Annotated in this window: 18 protein-coding genes; 6 read left to right on the forward strand and 12 right to left on the reverse strand. The window is 68.9% G+C overall.

Annotation, left to right across the window (positions count from 1 at the left end):
• Positions 1–114: 114 nt before the first annotated feature.
• On the reverse strand, positions 115–621 hold the full coding sequence (locus ACFP1Z_RS10365) for a hypothetical protein (protein WP_390315714.1): 507 nt from the start codon (positions 619–621) through the stop codon (positions 115–117).
• A gap of 105 nt (positions 622–726) precedes the next feature.
• Complete coding sequence (locus ACFP1Z_RS10370) at positions 727–1917, reverse strand: helix-turn-helix domain-containing protein (RefSeq protein ID WP_390315715.1); 1191 nt, start codon at positions 1915–1917, stop codon at positions 727–729.
• 298 nt (positions 1918–2215) lie between these two features.
• Between ACFP1Z_RS10370 and ACFP1Z_RS10375 the strand changes: the two genes are divergently transcribed.
• A complete protein-coding gene (locus ACFP1Z_RS10375; protein WP_390315716.1) occupies positions 2216–2341 on the forward strand; it encodes a hypothetical protein in 126 nt (41 codons plus the stop codon).
• Positions 2342–2357: 16 nt separating this feature from the next.
• Here ACFP1Z_RS10375 and ACFP1Z_RS10380 read toward each other — a convergent pair whose 3' ends face one another.
• The gene (locus ACFP1Z_RS10380) at positions 2358–3650 is read right to left on the reverse strand and encodes an MFS transporter (protein WP_390315717.1); all 1293 of its coding nucleotides are present in this window, start codon (positions 3648–3650) and stop codon (positions 2358–2360) included.
• A gap of 438 nt (positions 3651–4088) precedes the next feature.
• Between ACFP1Z_RS10380 and ACFP1Z_RS10385 the strand changes: the two genes are divergently transcribed.
• Positions 4089–5027 (forward strand): helix-turn-helix domain-containing protein, encoded by a 939-nt coding sequence (locus ACFP1Z_RS10385; RefSeq protein ID WP_390315718.1) that lies wholly within the window; start codon positions 4089–4091, stop codon positions 5025–5027.
• A 327-nt stretch (positions 5028–5354) separates the two neighbouring features.
• Positions 5355–5903 carry a flavoprotein gene (locus ACFP1Z_RS10390; RefSeq protein WP_390315719.1) on the forward strand — a complete coding sequence of 183 codons (549 nt, stop codon included), beginning with the start codon at positions 5355–5357 and terminating at the stop codon, positions 5901–5903.
• 219 nt (positions 5904–6122) lie between these two features.
• On the opposite strand, the gene ACFP1Z_RS10395 is transcribed toward ACFP1Z_RS10390, so the two are convergent.
• From ACFP1Z_RS10395 to ACFP1Z_RS10420, 6 genes are all read right to left on the reverse strand, one after another.
• The gene (locus ACFP1Z_RS10395) at positions 6123–6593 is read right to left on the reverse strand and encodes an NUDIX domain-containing protein (protein WP_390315720.1); all 471 of its coding nucleotides are present in this window, start codon (positions 6591–6593) and stop codon (positions 6123–6125) included.
• A gap of 258 nt (positions 6594–6851) precedes the next feature.
• On the reverse strand, positions 6852–7238 hold the full coding sequence (locus ACFP1Z_RS10400; RefSeq protein WP_390315721.1) for a PIN domain-containing protein: 387 nt from the start codon (positions 7236–7238) through the stop codon (positions 6852–6854).
• Positions 7235–7501, reverse strand: coding sequence for a hypothetical protein (locus ACFP1Z_RS10405; protein ID WP_390315722.1), 267 nt, complete (start codon positions 7499–7501; stop codon positions 7235–7237). The genes ACFP1Z_RS10400 and ACFP1Z_RS10405 overlap by 4 nt, the downstream gene beginning before the upstream one ends.
• Before the next feature lie 404 nt (positions 7502–7905).
• The gene (locus ACFP1Z_RS10410) at positions 7906–9000 is read right to left on the reverse strand and encodes a phosphoenolpyruvate carboxykinase (ATP) (protein ID WP_390315723.1); all 1095 of its coding nucleotides are present in this window, start codon (positions 8998–9000) and stop codon (positions 7906–7908) included.
• A gap of 15 nt (positions 9001–9015) precedes the next feature.
• Positions 9016–9303, reverse strand: a complete 288-nt coding sequence (locus tag ACFP1Z_RS10415; protein ID WP_390315724.1) for a Rossmann-fold NAD(P)-binding domain-containing protein — start codon at positions 9301–9303, stop codon at positions 9016–9018.
• Positions 9300–9605, reverse strand: coding sequence for a glycosyltransferase (locus ACFP1Z_RS10420; RefSeq protein WP_390315725.1), 306 nt, complete (start codon positions 9603–9605; stop codon positions 9300–9302). Before ACFP1Z_RS10420 ends, ACFP1Z_RS10415 begins: the two co-directional genes overlap by 4 nt.
• Before the next feature lie 880 nt (positions 9606–10485).
• Between ACFP1Z_RS10420 and ACFP1Z_RS10425 the strand changes: the two genes are divergently transcribed.
• Positions 10486–11877, forward strand: a complete 1392-nt coding sequence (locus ACFP1Z_RS10425; protein ID WP_390315726.1) for a helix-turn-helix domain-containing protein — start codon at positions 10486–10488, stop codon at positions 11875–11877.
• Complete coding sequence (locus tag ACFP1Z_RS10430; protein ID WP_390315727.1) at positions 11874–12761, forward strand: phosphotransferase family protein; 888 nt, start codon at positions 11874–11876, stop codon at positions 12759–12761. Before ACFP1Z_RS10425 ends, ACFP1Z_RS10430 begins: the two co-directional genes overlap by 4 nt.
• A gap of 105 nt (positions 12762–12866) precedes the next feature.
• On the opposite strand, the gene ACFP1Z_RS10435 is transcribed toward ACFP1Z_RS10430, so the two are convergent.
• From ACFP1Z_RS10435 to ACFP1Z_RS10445, 3 genes are all read right to left on the reverse strand, one after another.
• Positions 12867–13937 (reverse strand): hypothetical protein, encoded by a 1071-nt coding sequence (locus ACFP1Z_RS10435; RefSeq protein ID WP_390315728.1) that lies wholly within the window; start codon positions 13935–13937, stop codon positions 12867–12869.
• A 289-nt stretch (positions 13938–14226) separates the two neighbouring features.
• A complete protein-coding gene (locus ACFP1Z_RS10440) occupies positions 14227–14415 on the reverse strand; it encodes a hypothetical protein (protein WP_390315729.1) in 189 nt (62 codons plus the stop codon).
• Positions 14416–14507: 92 nt separating this feature from the next.
• Positions 14508–16046, reverse strand: a complete 1539-nt coding sequence (locus ACFP1Z_RS10445) for a flavin-containing monooxygenase (RefSeq protein WP_390315730.1) — start codon at positions 16044–16046, stop codon at positions 14508–14510.
• Between the two features lie 146 nt (positions 16047–16192).
• Between ACFP1Z_RS10445 and ACFP1Z_RS10450 the strand changes: the two genes are divergently transcribed.
• A complete protein-coding gene (locus ACFP1Z_RS10450) occupies positions 16193–17176 on the forward strand; it encodes a Rieske 2Fe-2S domain-containing protein (protein WP_390315732.1) in 984 nt (327 codons plus the stop codon).
• Positions 17177–17199: the final 23 nt, after the last annotated feature.

Here is a 17199-nt window from a genome sequence, read left to right on the forward strand (position 1 = left end):
GTGGCTCATGCGCCGGGGCACCAACACGTCGGATGTCGACGTTGCCGTGACAGAGGTTGTGTTGCCCAATCCGGCACTCCGGCCCGACGTAGACGCCGGCAGGGCGGATGACGGTCATCGCCCCACCCTCGATCGCTGCTGCAGCGCGATGCCGAGGGCCTTGCGCAAGTCGTCCGTGCTCGTGAGCCTCTTCGACAGCTCGCCGTCGTGGTCCCGCACGCCGGGCAGCAACCAGACTCGATCACCGCTGTAAGCGTAGGGAGCTGGGGCGAGGAGCTGCTGACCTGTCTCCTGGACCGCAACGCGTTCGAGACCGGTGAGCCGGTGCGCCGTGCCGAGGGGCAGCAGCACCCAGATGCTCCGGTCGACGCCCCCGACGAGGTGGGGGCCAATGTGACAGCGCTGCTCCTTCAGGATTCCCAAAGCCCGGCAGGCAAAGGCGAATTCGACCCTGACGGCATCCCAGGAAGTACCGACCGTCAGAGAGGCGCACGCACCCCGCCGCCAGCATTCGAAAACGGCCTGCGGCTGCTGCGCAGCGCTGGCGAGCCAGACGGCCAGAGTGCGCAGACGCTTGTCCTGCTCCCCGGCGCCTTCGCCCCCGGCTCGTGTGTGTCCCATGGCGGCCCCTGTACTCGTCGTCGATCGGACGGGAACCACCATGGCCTTGCACGGAACGGCCAACTGTCACTCCTGGGTGACACTCTGCTGAGCGGTGGCAGTGCTCTACCTCCCGATCCAGGAAGCCAGGCTGTCGAGTGTGTCGGGGGTCTTCCTTCGAGCGCGGACGAGTGCCTTGATGGTCTCCCGAGCACCGGAGTGGTAACGGGTCTGCTGAGGTGCCACCCTTCGAGCTTGGAGGAGGCTGGCGAGCGCGGCGTCGTGGCGCCCTGTCTCCATCTCGGCGCGGCCACGGTCGACGTAGAAGTGCGCCCTTCTGCTGGTAGCCCAAGAGTCCAGGAGATGAATGTTCGCAGCGTTCTCGACGGCTCGTCCGTACTCGTGCATCTCCACGTTCGCCGACATCTCGTGGGCGCAGACGTTCGTCGGCCCGAAGGACAGCCAGTGAACACGCCCTTGTTCTCCCGTCCGTTCAGCGACCTCACGGGCATGGGCAAGGTGCTTTCCTACAGTGTCCTCGTCCTGTGCACGAGCGGCGATGACCGTTGCCCCGAGGTGCAACTGGCCGGCGACTGCGAGTGACTCGATACTCTGCGGGGCCTGGTGGAGAACGGCAAGCCCGGTGGCAATCAGACGGAGCCCGATGGTGTGCTCCCCCTCCCGGAAGTAGACCAGCGCTCTCATGTACTGGCGGACTGCGCTCAGCACCGGGTCAGAGGCCCGTTGAGCTGCCCAGTCCATGCGGTCGAGGGCGATCCCGGACAGGTCGTAGAAGCCGAGTTTCACGGTGATGTCGTGGGCGGTTCGGTAGGCGGAGGCCAGAGCCCGCCACAACTCGGTGGAGGGGGTGCGATGGGCGGCTGTCGTGAGCTCGGCGATCACCAAGGGCAGGGCAGCAGCAGCCTTGTTGAGCTGGGTGGCACGAACTTGGCTGCACAGCTCTTCTGCGGCGACCATGAGTTGCTCGACACCTCGGGGGGCCAGAGCCGGGTCGGCCCCGAGATCGTACAGGTCGAGGGCTTCACGAATGGGGCGAATGAGACCGGCCAACTTGTCCTGCTGGAGTTCGGTCATATAGGGCTGCCCCGTCAGGGCCGTGACGTCTACATGGAGAGCCTTGGCCACAGCGGACACGAGGTCGGGGGAAGCGTTCTTGTGTCCCGCTTCGACCTGGTGCAACAAGCTGTAGGAGTAGGGGATGCGCTGGGCCAGGCCCCGCTGTGTGAGTCCGGCGAGCTTCCGGTGGTGGGCGATCCGTGCCCCCGTGTGGTCGTCGTCCAGCCAGTCCCTGGGCATCCCGGCCTCCGTTCCTCGCGTCCTTCTTGCACGTTACCCGCACTTTCGTACGTGGGAAGGGCCTCCGCTTCCAACACTGTTGGCGCTCTTTGAATTTCCCCACCCAGTGCTCAAGGGGTCACTAGACCTGCTCGCCCTGGCTCCCCACCTGTTGTGCGGGCTGGACTCGTATCTTGGGACACCAGTCGAAGGTAGCTGTGCGTGGCGTTCACGTGTGCCGTCGGCGGCGCTGCCCTTGGCGACTGTGTGGCTGACGGTGGCAACCGGGGACGCTGCCTTGTTCTTGCTCAAGGTGGTGATGAGCTTGCGCCCGCCCCGCCTGCTGGAGCAGAAGGTGTTCCGCCCCATGAACTACGTGAGGTGGGGCGGCGGCGCGAAGAGGTCGTCACGCGTGGATCTGGAGCGGCTGTGCGCGGGCGGGTGAGGCGGGCTGACGGGGTTCAGTCGTGGGGTAGGAGAAGGCGGGAGAGGGTGGCGGTGGCGAGGAGGAGAGTTGCGACGGCAAGGAGGCAGAGGCGCATTCCTGGGAGGGAGAAGCCGCTGCCGGGGCCGGAGAGCAGGCTGCCGAAGAGGGCGACGGCGAGCGCACCACCGGTCTGGCGGAGGGAGTTGAGCAGCCCTGATGCGGTGCCCGCACGCTCCCCTGGAACGGCGTCGATCAGCAGCGCGGTCAGCGCGGGTACCGCGAGTGCCCCGCCGATGCTCAGTGGCAGCAGCAGGAGCAGCACCAGCCACACCGGGGTGCGTGCGGTCAGTGGCAGCATGGCCAGCATGGCCGCGGTGAAGACCAGCTGGCCTGCGACGATCACTGGCCGTCGTCCGATCCGTTCCGACAGGCGTGGTGAGAGAAGGTTGGTCGCTGTCACTACCGCCGATATCGGGACGAACATCAGCCCGGCCGCTATCCCCGACATCCCGCGCAGCTGCTGGTAGTACAGCCCGAGGAGGAAGATCCCGCCGTAGAAGGCGGCGTTGACGGCGAAGCCGACCGCAAGCGGGACGGACACCTGGCGTTCCCTCAGCATGGCCAGGGGGACAATGGGCTGGTGGTGGCGGGACTCCACCACGCGGAAGGCGAACCCGGAGGCGATGGCGAGCACGGCGGCGATCAGCACGGGGAGGCTGTTCCAGCCCAGGTGGCCGCTTTCGATCACCGCGAACGTCAGCCCGGCCAGGGCCAGTACGGCGGTGAGCTGGCCGCCGCTGTCCAGCGTGGCGGGGCGGCGCGGGGAGCGCGGCACGCGGACCAGCAGGCCGAGAATCACCGCGCCGACTGGGAGGTTGAGCAGGAAGACCGCCCGCCAGCCGGCCGCCTCGGTCAGGAGCCCGCCCAGCACCGGACCTGCGGCCATCGCCACCGAGCCGCCGACCGTCCACAGCGCGATGGCGCGTGCACGCTTCTGGGTGTCCTCATATGCGTGCCGGATCAGAGCCAGCGAGGCCGGCATCACGACCGCGGCTGCGCCGCCCTGCGCCAGGCGCGCGGCGACCAGCACACCGATACCGGGCGCGAGTGCGCAGCCGAGGGAGGTGAGGGTGAACAGGGCCACGCCCCAGGCGTAGGCGCGGCGGGCGCCTGCGCGGTCGGCGATGGCGCCGGCGGAGAGCATCAAGGCCGCGAACATGAGGGTGTACGCGTCCACCACCCACTGCTGCCCGGCCATCCCGCCGTTGAGAGAGTCCCGGATCGCGGGCAGTGCGATGTTCACGGCCGACACGTCGATGGTGGTCACTGTGAACCCGAGGAGCGAAGCAACCAACGCGACGCCTGCCCGCCGCGGCGGAGCAGGGGCGCTGGCGGGCGGCGCGGTTGGTCGGGCTCGGTTCGGCTGGCGTCGCCGCAGCCGGGGAGCCGACAACTCGGGGCCGTGCCCATGGACGGGGGCGGTGGATGGTGAGGGGGAAGGGGTGCCCGGCATAGTGAATCTCCAGGACGAGGCAGGCTGGGTGACGGTGTCTATCAGGGGCGACCGGACGGGCGGCCGCAGGCCGTCGGGGCCGCGGTCCGGTGTCTTGCACCCCCTGGGCCCCGGCGGCCGGGCCGCCCGCTCCGGGATCAACTCTCCGCCCGCGTGTGATCGCCCGGCAGACCGCGCTGTACCCGGGGTGCAGCGTTCCAGGCCCTGATACGGCCCCCCCACGGCCCCCGCCTGCCTGCCACAATGGGACGAATGGCAGCAGCAACGGACGTGCGGGGCACCGAACTCGGCAGATATTTGAAAGCCCGCAGGGCACAGGTACGCCCGGAGGACGTCGGCCTCCCGGCCGGCGTGGGCCTGCGCCGCACTCCCGGACTGCGCCGGGAGGAGCTGGCCGCGCTGGCTGGGGTGAGTGTGGACTACTACATCCGCCTGGAGCGCGGCCGGGAGACCAACCCCTCGCCCGCTGTTGTGGACGCCCTCGGCCGAGCCCTGCGACTACGCGGCGACGCTTACGAACGCCTTCACGAACTCGCGGAGCTGGCCTCCGGCCGGGTCTCCGAGCTGCCGGCCTGCTCGGACCACACCGTCCGCGACTCGATACTGCGGATGCTTGAGTCGGTACGCCCGCTGCCCGCTTATGTGGTGAGCCGATACAACCGCGTACTTGCCGCGAACCCACCAGGCCGACGGCTGCTGCCCGGACTGTGGGACTGGCCGGAGCACCAGCGCAACGTGACCCGCTATCTCTTTCTCCACCCGGTCGGGCGGACGCTCTACGAGCCGTGGGAGGACACCGTCGCGCTCTCGGTTGCGCATCTACGGGCGGTTGCCGGCGCCGACCCGGACGACCCTGAGTTGACCACGCTCGTCGGCGAACTGGTGCTGAAGTCACCGCAGTTCGCACGACTCTGGGAGCGGTACGATGTCTGCGAGCGTGGCGGGGGACAGAAGTTCTTCCGGCATCCGAACGTCGGACCGATGACCCTGACCTACGAGGTCATGCGACTGGCCCGGACAGGCGACCAGCGGATGGTCGTCTACCAGGCAGTCCCCGGCACCCTGGACGAGCAAGCCATGCTCCGCCTGGAGTCCGCGGATCCCCGACCGGAGCCGACGCTCGTGAGCCACCCGGATCCGGCCCCCGAGCCCCGCCCCGCTCGATTGCCGTCCCCAGCCCCCGCAAGCTGATACCCGCGCCGCCGTCCTCACACCTCTGGTCGCCTCAGCCCCAGCGACCACGCAGTGACAGTGACTCCTGCATGAGCGGCGCGATCGTGGTGGGCACGGTCTACTTCACCTCGTCCGGCCACATCAGACATAGCCAATGTGCGGCTGGCGAACGAAATAGGAGCCCGAGGCACACGACGGGGCCCGGACCCTGAGTTGAAAGGCGAATCCGCCCTCCCCTGTTGAGCGGGCAACCAAGTAAGGAACGCGAGCAGCCCTGGGGATTTTCAGAGATCCCCATCAACACCCGCCTGTGCTGGGGACGGTTCCGTGTGATGGGATCCGCCCATGACGAATCGTGTCCTGTATCTCCTGGGCTGCGCCGCACCACCGGTCTTGGACATGGCGGACATCATCCGCACCGCTCAAGGCGAAGGCTGGGAGGTCTGCCTGGGGTTGACGCCCACGGCGGCACGCTGGCTGGAGGCGCGGCTGCCCGAGCTGGAGGAGTTGACCGGCCGACCGGTGCGGTCGCAGCACCGGTTGCCCGGTGAGGTGGATCCCTGGCCTTTCGCCGACGTGGCCGTGGTCGCCCCGGCGACGTTCAACGTGATCAATCAGTGGGCGCTCGGCATCACGGACAAGTTCATCGTCGGATTCGCGGCGGAGGCCATCGGCAAGGGCATCCCTTTGGTAGCGATGCCGTGCGTGAATCGGGCACTGGCTTCGCACCCGCAGTTCGAGCAGTCGGTGGCCACACTGCGCGGTGCCGGGGTCCGAGTGCTGTACGGGGAAGGCGGCTTCGTCCCGAACGAGCCGGGTATGGGGCGCCCCGCTGCGTACCCGTGGAAAGCCGCTCTGTCGGAAGCGGACCGCATTGTCAGTAGCCGTTCGTAAGTCGGGCCGCGCCCCGCAACCAAGTCGCCGATCCACCCCCCATCACCGCTCCGAGTCGGCCTCCTCGATCAGAAAGGACAGCGCCTCATCCACCGTGCCGACGTGGAACAGGAGGGTCGAGCACGGGCACCTTGCGGCCCTCGTACGCTTCCGGGACGACCGTGGCGACAAGCCCGGCCGCACCCCACTCCGGCAGGTAGTCGGCAGGTGGAGCGGGCCTCATCCGAGGTACGGAGTACCACGGCGCTCCAGAGAGTGCCGTACTCGCAGTCGCTGCGTGTGGTGCATGGGCAAGGAGTCGAGCAACTCGGGTTCCACGAAGCGAACTTCTGAACTCTCCTCCGAAACGGCCAGGGTGCCGCCGGTCATCCGGGCCGTGAAACACACGTTGAACTGCCGTCTCACTTCGCCGTCGCTGTACGCGATGATGTGCCTGGGATCGGTGTACGTACCGACGAGCCCGCTGATCTCGACGTCCAGCCCTGTCTCCTCCTTGACCTCCCGTACAGCCGCGCCGGGCAACGAATCCCCCATCTCCATCCCACCGCCCGGCAGCGCCCACAGGCCATTGTCGCGCCGCCGCTGCAACAGGATGCGACCCTCGTCGTCGGTGACTACTGCGGAAGCGGCCACGACCAGGCTGTTGGGCTCGGGTGCATTCGGGTCGTCGTAGTACTCGGTGCGTGTCACGGTCACCCTTTCACGGGACGCGCGGTCTCCCACACGGCTTCGAAGCTCTCCGCGTACGTGTTGAACATGCCTCCACCGGCGTTGCGGCGGAGCGCAAGACGACAGGGCCGTTCCGAATGCGGCTGGTCCACCCTCTCCGGTCAGGAGGACCGTCGCCCGTAGCCGGGTGCGGTTCCGTGAGTTCGCCCAACATGTCGGCGGCGTGTCGCGCTCGGGCCGCGTGCCGGGTGGGAATCCGTGGCGCGGCCCGCCGCTCACTCAGCGATTGAGGTCGAGCACGGGCACCTTACGGCCGTCGTACGCTTCCGGGACGACCGTGGCGACAAGCCCGGCCGCGCCCCACTCCGGCAGGTGGAGCACGGCATGCATCGCGGCAGCGATCCCGGGCGGAACCCCGTCCCGGCACAGTCGCGCGACCGCCAGCACGGCTGGATAGTCCAGGTCCGCCGTGTGGATCACGTCGAGCTGGCCGACGTGCTCGGCGATCCCGGCATACTCCAGATCGGCCTGGAGTATCGAGAGGACAGGCGCCCAGAGCCTGGTCCCGGGCTCGAAGTTCGCGCGGTGGATCAGCGCGGAGACCTGCCGGTTCCCGGACAATGCCAACAGCGTGGGCGTATCCAGGATCAGATGGTGCTGGATCACGCGGCCGCCCCCGGCTCCTGCCGGGAGAACGCCTCACGGAGTTTGCGCCCCATGGCCGCACTCTCCTCGTCGGTGACCTCGACACCGAAGTGCTCGGCCAGGTAGGCGCGGGTCCGCTCGGCCCGCTCGCGCCGTTCCTCGTCGGTGAGCGTGGTCTCCGCGAACTCCTGGACCAGGGAGCGGATCGAAGTGCCACGGGACTCGGCGATGACGGCCAGGCGATCGCGCACCTCGGCCGGGACTCGGATCATGGCATCGGACATACCGCGAGTATACATCGACGTATACAGGTTCGGAGCCGGTGAACGCCGGGCAAGGCCCGGGAGGGTCATAGCGGGGCGCCGTGTGCGGCAGCCAGGATCCGATCGCCAACGGTCGGCGACGGTGATCCGCAGTCCGCCGAACTTCACGGCGAAGGACTCGATGCGGTAGTCGGGGTCGAGGGCGAGCAGATCGCGGTGGAGCTGGTCGAGCAGGGCCGTCCAGCCAGGCCCGACGGTGCCGGCCCGGTCGGGAATCTACCGGTTGCTGGGGGGAACGCTGCGAGGGTCGTCCATGCCCTCATCTTGGCGGTGGGGTCTGACAACGGGCCGTGCTGCTAGTGCAGTTGGCCCGGAGGTCGGCAGCGGGCCGGGCGCCCCTGCGGGGGCGCCCGGCTTCAGCCTGGTCAGGCGGTGGTCTGCTGGAGGAAGTCGGTGTTGGCCTTCACGTCGTGCCCGAGCACCACCGTGTGGCGGGAAAGCTCGCCGAGGAGTTCGAGCAGTGGCTCGGTGTCGGGCAGGTCGGCCGGGAGAAGGCCGAAGACGTCGGGGTAGCGGTCTTCGGTACCGGCGGTGAAGAAGTCACCGGCCGCCACGGTGCGGTTCTCGTCGCGGAGGGTGGGCTCGGCCCCGGGGGTGATCTGGGGGAAGAGGATGCGAGCGGCGTGGCCTTCGGTGGCCAGGGTCAGGCCGAGCCAGCTCGCGAGCTGGTCGGGGAAGAACTGGGGCTTGAGTTCTTTGCCGGACTCCTTCCACAGGGGTGCGCGGATGCCGGAGTGGAGGGCGTCGGTGACCTTCTGGTGCTGGGTGGGGTGGAGCTGTTCGCCGCGCTGGACGCGTGCGCGGACCTGGTCGTACCAGCCGAGGGCGTCCAGAAGGCCGAGGCCGATGGCGGCGGCGGATGGCCAGGGCAGGACCCGCAGCCGGTCGTTCTCGCGGCGGATGAAGACGCGGTCGTTGGCCAGCAGTTGCCAGCCGGCACGGGCCAGCAGCAGGGCGGTGGTGGTCTTTCCAGCGCCCTTGTCGCCCAGGGTCAGCACGGTCTGGCCGTCGCGGACGACGGCGGAGGCGTGGAGGATCGACCAGCCGTCGGCCACCAGCTGTCCGCGGACGACTTCCCGGGCGAGGCGGGCGGCGGCCAGGGCCACGGGGACATCCTCGCCGCCGTAGATGTGCAGGGGGCCGCCGGGCTCGGCCTGGTAGGCGAGCTTGTCGTCGGGCTGGGAGGCGAGGACAGTGCCGTCGTCGTCCCGGTCGACGAGCATGCTCGTGTTCGCGTAGACGGTCTCCTCGTACGCGCGGTCGGCCACGCGCTGGGCGATCTCGGTGACGCGGTCGGGATTGACGTCGGCGGTCACCTGCGGGCCGTCGGCAGCGGTGGTGCTGGTGGCGTTCCACCAGGGGCCGAAGTAGCGGATGGCCCAGTCGGTGACCACCGGCGTGTTGCTGGTGACGGTCACGGCCTGGGTGGCCGTGGCGATACGGGTAGCGGTCCTGGTCACTGCGGTCTTCTCCTTTCATGAGGGAGGTGCGGGAACGTGCAGGCGAGCCAGCGGCTCGTAGGCGTCGCGGAGTTCGACGTCCGCGGCCACCAGCTGGCGGGCCTCGGCCGTATCGAGCCGGGGGAGGCACACGGTTGGCTTTCCGGCGGTGAAGCGCAACGGGATTCCCATCCACCACCGCTCGTGTTTGACGGACAGTTCCACCACGCGGTCCTCCAGGCCCAGGCCCGCGCGGAGGGCGGCGATGACAGCGCCGGCCGGGCCGCAGCGGGTGCGGCCGAGACCGGCACAGCGATTCGTCACGTCGTGGACTCCGGCAGTCCAGATGATCCGCCCGGCTCCCGGCGCCGCCGCCAATGGGCGAACTGCCGCGCCAGATTGGAGTGCGCCGTGATCACCAACGGCACCCCCAACCGCCGCGCGACCCGCTTCCCGAGCGCCCCGACCGTGAACTCCGACTGACAGTGCACCACGCCGACAGCACCACGGACCGCGAGCCTCTCCGCCAGCCTCCCGGACGATCCCTGTGTCGGCTCGGCGGACTCAAGGCTCCGGGCTGGCCTTCGGGGTGACTCGTCGGGGCGGTCGGTTGTGCCGGAAGCCACCAGGACGATCCTTCAGGAGCGCCGATTATTGCGACTCCCGGTACTGGAGTTGGCCGTCCCTGTCATCGACAAGAACGAGGCCAAGCAGCATCCGGCAGTATCGGGCCGATTCCTGGGCCCATACCAGGGCCGTGGCCGGGCACACACGGGCATCCGGCGGGGCATGCCGCTGTCGACGGTCGAGGTAGCCCAGGCCTTGTGTGAGCGCCGGGTCTCGCTGCCAGGCAAGGGTGGCCTGGTGGACGGCCTTGGCCCTCGACAGCAGTAGTGCCAAGTGACCGGCCAAGTCAGTCACGATCGCGGCGATCGGTTCTGGGACCAGGCCCTCGGCGGGGATGTCGACGAGGGCCGCTCTGACACTTGCACGGACCGCGTCCGCGTCGAGCTGGGGCCGCTCCCCCGCCGGGCCGGCGTTTCGGTGCACCGGGCTGTCGGCACGCGACGTCACCGGACCTCCCCAGGGCCGAGGTCCGGGAGAGGCAGCGCCCATGCGAGGACCCCGTAGTCGTGGAAGCCGCGTCCGCTCCACTCGTTCGATTCCCCGTCGGTGTCCTGGTGGCAGGTGACCATGCAAGACTCGGCGGAGCGCTTACCAGGGCGTGTGTCATTTCTCGGCGCGGCAGCGCCGTTGCGGCTGTTCTCTTCGCTCCGGACCGGGTGTCGGTCGGCAGCGCCCATCTCTCCTCCAGGATCGGGCAGCAAGCGCAAGCGGCTGCCGTGGCGTAGAAGAACCGACCCAGAACCCCTGAGAATCAAGGTCGTTGGGCCGTGTACCCGAGGCACGGATACTGCGCTGTGTCCGGCCTCCGGAGGTAGATCCGGATGCGTACAGCTCGCAGGTGTACGCATCAGCAGCGCAGGCAACTCGCAGGAGACATCCATGCCGCAGCCACCGAAGGAACTGAACCCGACCGGGTCGCTCCGGGAACGCTTCGGTGCTCACGTGCGCCACTGGCGCGGCGTCCGAAAGCTGAGCCAGTCGGAATTGGGCGCGATGGTGCACATCAGCGGCAACCTGATCGGAAAGATCGAAAAAGGCGAGCGACTGTGCAGACTACCGCTCGCGCGGCTGCTCGACGCTGCCCTCCGCACGGGCGGGATTCTTGAGTGGATGTGCCCGTTCGTCGAGGCCGAAGCGGACAAACAGCGGCGCGATGCGTACAACAAGGAGTCCACGACGCTGGATCACACAGGTCTTCCAGAAGCGGCCATGCTCTCCTTGGACGATGCCTCGCTCTGCGACAACTGGGCTGATGCAGAGAACCGTGCGTTCTTGACCACTGAGGGTGCGGCCGCGAGGGAAACGCCTTCCCCCTTCTCCCGCCTGCTGGCGCCTGTCGAACCGGCGCGCCTCCCGGCCACGGTGCGCCTGCAGGACATCGAGCAGATCCTGGACGCTGCGCGAGTTGTCTCCGGCTGGGACAACGCCTACGGCGGAGGCGGCATCGTGCGTCAAATCGCCACGGCGCAGCTGAAGTGGGCCGCTGCTCTCCTGGAGTGCCGGTGCCCGGAGAGGATCCGCCCCGAGTTGTTCGCCGCGGCCGCTCGTTTGGGCATGGTGGTCGGTGCCATCGACTTCGACGCCTACGCTCACGACGACGCCCGCCGCGTGTTCGCCTTCGCCGCCGCCTGCGCCGAAGAGGCCGGCGAATGGCACCTGCGCGCAAAGATCTACAGTTTCCGGGCCCGCCAAGCCATCTGGCTCGGTGACGCGGACACCGGACTGACCCACGCTGAACTCGGTCTTGTCCGACCGGAACGGCTCACAGCCACCGAACACGCGATGCTCCACACCGCTCGCGCCCGCGCCTACGCCAAGCTCGGGGACATCAAGGCCATGTTCGCGTCCATCGACGAGGCCGACGCCGCGTTCGCCCGCCGCGACCCGGCCCTGGACCCCGCGTGGATGGCCTACTACGACGAAGCCCAGCATCAGGGCGACACCGGACACGCCCTGTACGACGTGGCGTTGACCGGTCGCTGCCAACCGGCAGCCTTGGAACGCTTCCGTGCAGCGGTGGACCTGCACACCGATGCGTATGTACGCTCGCGGGCCATGTCCCGTACCAAACTCGCGGCCCTGACCATGGCGGTCGGCGATCCGTACGAGGCCGTGACTGTAGGGAACCTCGCACTGACCGACGTGGGTCAGATGCGGTCACGGCGCGCAGCCGCTGGTTTGCGCGAACTCGCCGTGCTCGGAGCACGTTACCGTGCCGTGCGGGAGGTCGCAGAGCTGCGTTCACGCATCCAAGAGGCGGTCGACGCGTGAGCGCCATCGTCCTGGAGTCGCGCCGTGTCCTGGAAGACGCCTGCAGGCAAATCGGTATTCCGACCGATGGCGCCGAACCGATCCGCATCGCCGGGAACGCCATGTGGCGACTTGCCGACGGAATCGTCGCCCGAATCGGCCGTCCGGGCAATGGGGCCATAGCCGAGCGTGAACTGGCCGTGGCGCGCTGGCTCGTCGACAACGGGGTAAAGGCGGTAACGCCCAGGATCACGGACAAGCCCGTCCTCGTCGCGCAGCGCCCCGTGACCTTCTGGGCCGAACTCCCGCCCCACCGACCGGGATCCAGCACCGACATGGCCAAGCTGCTGTGGCAGATGCATCAACTCTCCCCGCCGCGCTCCCTCGGGCTTCCGCGACTGGATCCACTCAGCAAGGCGCGGCGCCGCATCGCCGAAGTCCGCTGCCTCGCACCGGATGACCGCAGCTGGCTGCACGACCAGGCGGACCGTCTGGCTGTGGACTTCGTCGGCCTCCCACCGGGGCTTCCGTATTGCGCCCTCCACGGCGACGCGTGGAACGGGAATGTCGCCACCACGGCCGACGGCACTGCCTACCTCCTCGACCTGGAGAACGCCTGCTACGGGCCGCCGGAATGGGATCTGGTCTCCACTGCGGTGAAGCACGTCACGACAGCGACGGTCAGTGCGGTCGACTACGAGGCCTTCTGCAGGGCGTACGGGATGGATGTCACCCGTTGGGCCGGATATCCCGTGCTGCGCGGTATCCGCGAACTGCGCATGGTGACCTTCGCCTTGCAGATCGCGGACGAGCACCCTCACGCCCGTGCGGAAGCGCAGCATCGTGTCGACTGTTTGCGCGGCCTCAAGGGTGACCGGCCGTGGACGTGGACTGCCGTTCCCTGAGGGACAGTTCCGTGTGATGGGATCCGCCCATGACGAACCGTGTCCTGTATCTGCTGGGCTCCGCCGCACCACCGGTCTTGGACTGGCGGACATCATCCGCACCGCTCAAGGCGAAGGCTGGGCCCCCAGAAAGGACAGCGCCTCATCCACCGTGCCGACGTGGAACAGGAGGGGGTAGAGCAGTCCGGCCAGGCGTTGGGCCTCCTCCGGGGCCGTGGGTCGGGCGATCCAGTTCACGACCTGGGCCAGCAGGAGGTCTCGGGTACGGACGTCGGCGCCGGGGCGGCCCGTACGGTCGATCAGGACCCCCACAACCGGGGCCGGCGCCGGCCGGCCGCTCAGGAGGACGCTCCAGTCCGGGCCGGGCCGGAGACGCGTGAAGGGGTCCGGGCACACCTCCCAGCCCGCACGTTCCAGTCGTGAGGCGTGCTTGACCAGGTGCGTCATCCAGTGACGCGGGAACAGCAAGGCCCCCGCGGCAGCGGGGCGCACGACCGCCCCGCACAGCACCCGTACCTCCGCACCCGCTCCGGACGGAGAGGACGCGAAGCCCGCCAGGACGCGCCTCAGCATCTCACCGGCATGCTCGGCACTCCGTAGCCGACCGATCAACTCGCCACCTCGGTAGAGCAGATACAGCCGCTCCGGCCGTTCAAGGAGCAGCGTGATCGGCGCGTAGACGGTGGCCCCGGCGGCAGGTTCCGTGCACCGGGCGACGACCGCCATCGCGTCCTGACCTCGTGCCGCGACCCCCACGACGCGGCCCCCGGACCGTGCGGTCACCAGCGCGTCCACCGGCTCGCTGCTGACCTTGACCGAGCAGGAGGACGGCGTCTCGCACACCACCTGGCCGGGTGCGGCGCCGCTCAGCTCGGCCAGTGCGGCTGTGACACGGTCGTAGCCCCGGAACAGAGCGGGCTCGGCTCCGGGGCGCGCACGGACCGCCGTCGGTGTCCCGAGGGGTTTCATGTCGGCGCGGGCACGGGCCAGTTCGGACATCAGGATCCGGTCCAGGGGCTTTCCGAATGCGGCTGTTCCGCCGTCCCCGGTCAGGAGGACCGTCGCCCGTAGCCGTTTCATGGCCGTGTGATTGGCTGCGACGTCGGCTCGCAGCCGGTGGCAGAACGAGCAGTTCTCCGCCATGGCGACAGCCAGGACCGGATGCGGCACGTCCACGCGCCGCACCCGGGCAAGGACAGCCTCGCTCGGACCCTGCAGCGAGGTCTCTCGTTCTCCGGGTGAGCGCAGGAGCCCGGCGGCACGCCAGGATTCGGCGCACCGGTGCCGCGTCTGCGTCTGCCCGGGCCGGGCGGGTGCGCCCCGTACCCAGCGCAGTGCGGTGGGCGAAAGAAAGGCCGCTGTGGGGGTGTCGCACCGCAACAGCATTCCGGCGCCGCCGAATTCGAGCAGAGCCGTGCCAGGGTGCAATTCGGCAAGTTCGCCCACCATGTCGGCGACCCCGTCGTCACTCCTTACTGGCTCCCGGGATCGGCTGGCAGATTCCGAGGTCGCACTCGGCCAGTCCGCAGCAGTCGATGGAGGTTTCGCAGTGCTGGCCGATCTCCTGGCAGGCAGTGGGCGCGATGAAGATATCGGTGAGGAGCTCCTCAAGCGCGTCGATGTCCTGACGTTCGTAGGTGGCGACCGTGTCCATGAAGAACACCTTCTCTCGTGACGGGTGGCGCAGTTCCTTCCTGCGATCGGGTCTCCCGTCAACTCGCAGCGTGCGCTTCCTTCCTGCCTTTGTTAATTGCCGTACCCGAATACCACTCGTTCGGAGCAGTGCCCAGGTGTTGTGGCTTTCAGGGCCGTGCCCGACCAGGTGTAGGCGCCGGCCTCGAAGGAATGCAGGCGTCGTACGAGCCTGCGCGTCGACCACGGCCAGCAGAAGGTGTTCACGCCGGGCACGCCGAAGTAGTAGCTGGAGTTGTCGGCCGAGTTGTAGACCGTGGTGCGCAGGGCGCGCTGCACAGCCGTGTGGTGGGCTTCTTCGGCTTCGGGGCGTACGTCCATCGCCGTGTGTCCCCGGGTCCGCAGGTGGGTGAGGGCCGCGGTGATGTACCGGAGTTGGGCTTCCAGGACTGTGGGGACAGCCGTTGTGCCGCTGAGCAGGTTGGGGCCGACGAGCAGGAAGAGGTTCGGGTAGCCGCTGACGCTGGTGCCCAGGTAGGCGCGGCGGTTGTCGGACCAGGTGTGCGCCAGCGTGGCGCCCTCCGCGCCGTGCAGGTGCGGGGCCAGGGGCAGATCACCGATGTGGTAGCCGGTGGCGAGGATGATGACATCGGCGGGGGCCCGGGTGCCGTCGGCGCCGATGACGTCGTGGCCGTGTACGGCAGTTACCCGCGTGGGGTGCAGGTGCACATTGGGCCGCGTGAGGGCCGGATAGTAGGTGTCGGACGCGATCAGGCGTCGGGCGCCGAGCCGGTAGCGCGGGGTGAGTGTCTCGCGCAGGGCCGGGTCCGGTACGGACGTGCGCAGATGGCGGCGGGCCGCTGCCTCCAGGGGCGGCAGCAGCCGGGGGTGGCGCATCAGTGCGCCGATGGCTTCCTGTGTCCAGTAGTGCACACCGCGCAGCGCGCCGCGTGCCGACGGGTGGCGGCCGAGGAATCGGTGGAGGGCGGGCGGCAGGGCGTAGTCCGGTTTCGGGAGCACCCATTGCGGGGTGCTCTGGAAGACGTCGATGCGGGCGGCCCGGGGTTGGATCTCCGGAAGGAACTGGACCGTTGACGCCCCCGTGCCCACGACGGCGACGCGGCGTCCCGCCAGATCCACGTCGTGGTTCCAGCGGGCGGAGTGGAAGACGGTGCCGGGGAAGGCGTCCAGGCCCGGGATGTCGGGGTGACGCGGCCGGTGCCAGGGGCCGGTGGCCAGGATGACTGTCCGGGCCGTGCGCGGTCCCGCCGAGGTACGCAGGTACCAGCGGTGGGTGTCGGGGTCCCAGCGGCCGGCCTCGACCTCCGTGTCGTATCGGATCAGCTTGTTCACGCCGTGGGTTGCCGCGGTGCTCTCGACGTAGTCCAGGATCTCGGGCTGGGGGGCGAAGCCCCTGCTCCAGGGGTGGGGTGCGAAGGAGTACTCGTACAGCAGGGACGGGACGTCACAGCCGCACCCCGGGTAGGTGTTGTCACGCCATGTCCCGCCTGGGCGGGAGGACTTCTCCAGCACGACGACGTCGTCGAATCCGGCTCCGCGCAGGGAGATCGCGGCGGCCACTCCGGACATACCGGCCCCGATAACGATGACCTCCGCATCGTCACCCGGGTCCACAACCGACTCTTCGGCCACTGCGTCGCCCCCTGGTCACGCCAAGGCCACAAACCTTAGGCAACAGGCGAGATCGGGTAACAGGGTACGACGGGAATATAACTCATACGAGTGACTTGCCCGATAGATGGCGCATGGGTGGTATGGCCTCTGGTTGACTACAGGACATGACGGAAGGGGCGAATCCGGCAGGACCCGAACTGCCCTACCCCAACGGCTGGTTCTTCCTTGCCCGCTCTCGCGAACTGCGTCCCGGCCGCGTCCTGACCCGGCGGCTCGCGGGCGAGGACGTGGTCGTCTACCGCACCGTCGACGGGCGGCCGTACGCGGTGCGCCCCTACTGCCCGCACCTCGGAGCCCACCTCGGCGTCGGCGGCATGGTCGAGGGAGAGAACCTGGTGTGCCCCTTCCACCGCTTCGCCTTCGCCCCCGACGGCACCTGTGTCGGCACACCCGACGGTCCGCCGCCCCGCGCCCGCCTGCACCACCACACCCTCGCCGAGCGCAATGGCTTCGTCCTCGTCTGGTACGGGCACGACGACTCCCCGCCCACGTGGGAGGTGCCCGACACCTCACCACCGGGGCTGTGCCCAACGGGCAGTTGGAGCACCGAGGTTCACGCCCATGTCCAGGACCTCACCGAGAACACGACCGACCTCCGGCACCTTCCAGTCGTCCACCACGTGACGATCCGTGAGGCCGACCCGCCGCGCGTTCAAGGACCCTGCCTGCGCTCACGGCTGCGCCTTGGGCCGGCCGGCCCTTCCTGGCTGAGGAGGATCGAGTTCGACAACTCGTTCCTGCTGGCGGGCATGGGCTGTTTGCGCATCGAGTTCCCTGTACCGGCGCTCGGTTGCGTCATCTTCCTGTGGGTCATGCACACTCCCACCGGGCCCCGGCGTACGCGCCTGGTGCTCGCGACCGCCTGCGCGGATATCCGGCAGCTACGGTCCGGCGCGATATCGCTCCTCCGCCGGCCCGTGCACCGTGCCCTCGCCCAAGGGTTGCTGTGGACCGCGGTCGTCAAGGTCCAGGACGACGTGAAGATCTGGAACGCAAAACGCTACGAGCCTCGCCCCCGCCTCGCAGCAGGCGACGAGGGCATCGGCCTCTACCGCCACTGGGCCAGACAGTTCTATCCAACCCCGTGAGGAAACACGAGGAAAGACGAGGA

The sequence above is a fragment of the Streptomyces gamaensis genome, assembly GCF_042656465.1.
Taxonomy (GTDB): Bacteria; Actinomycetota; Actinomycetes; order Streptomycetales; family Streptomycetaceae; genus Streptomyces; species Streptomyces gamaensis.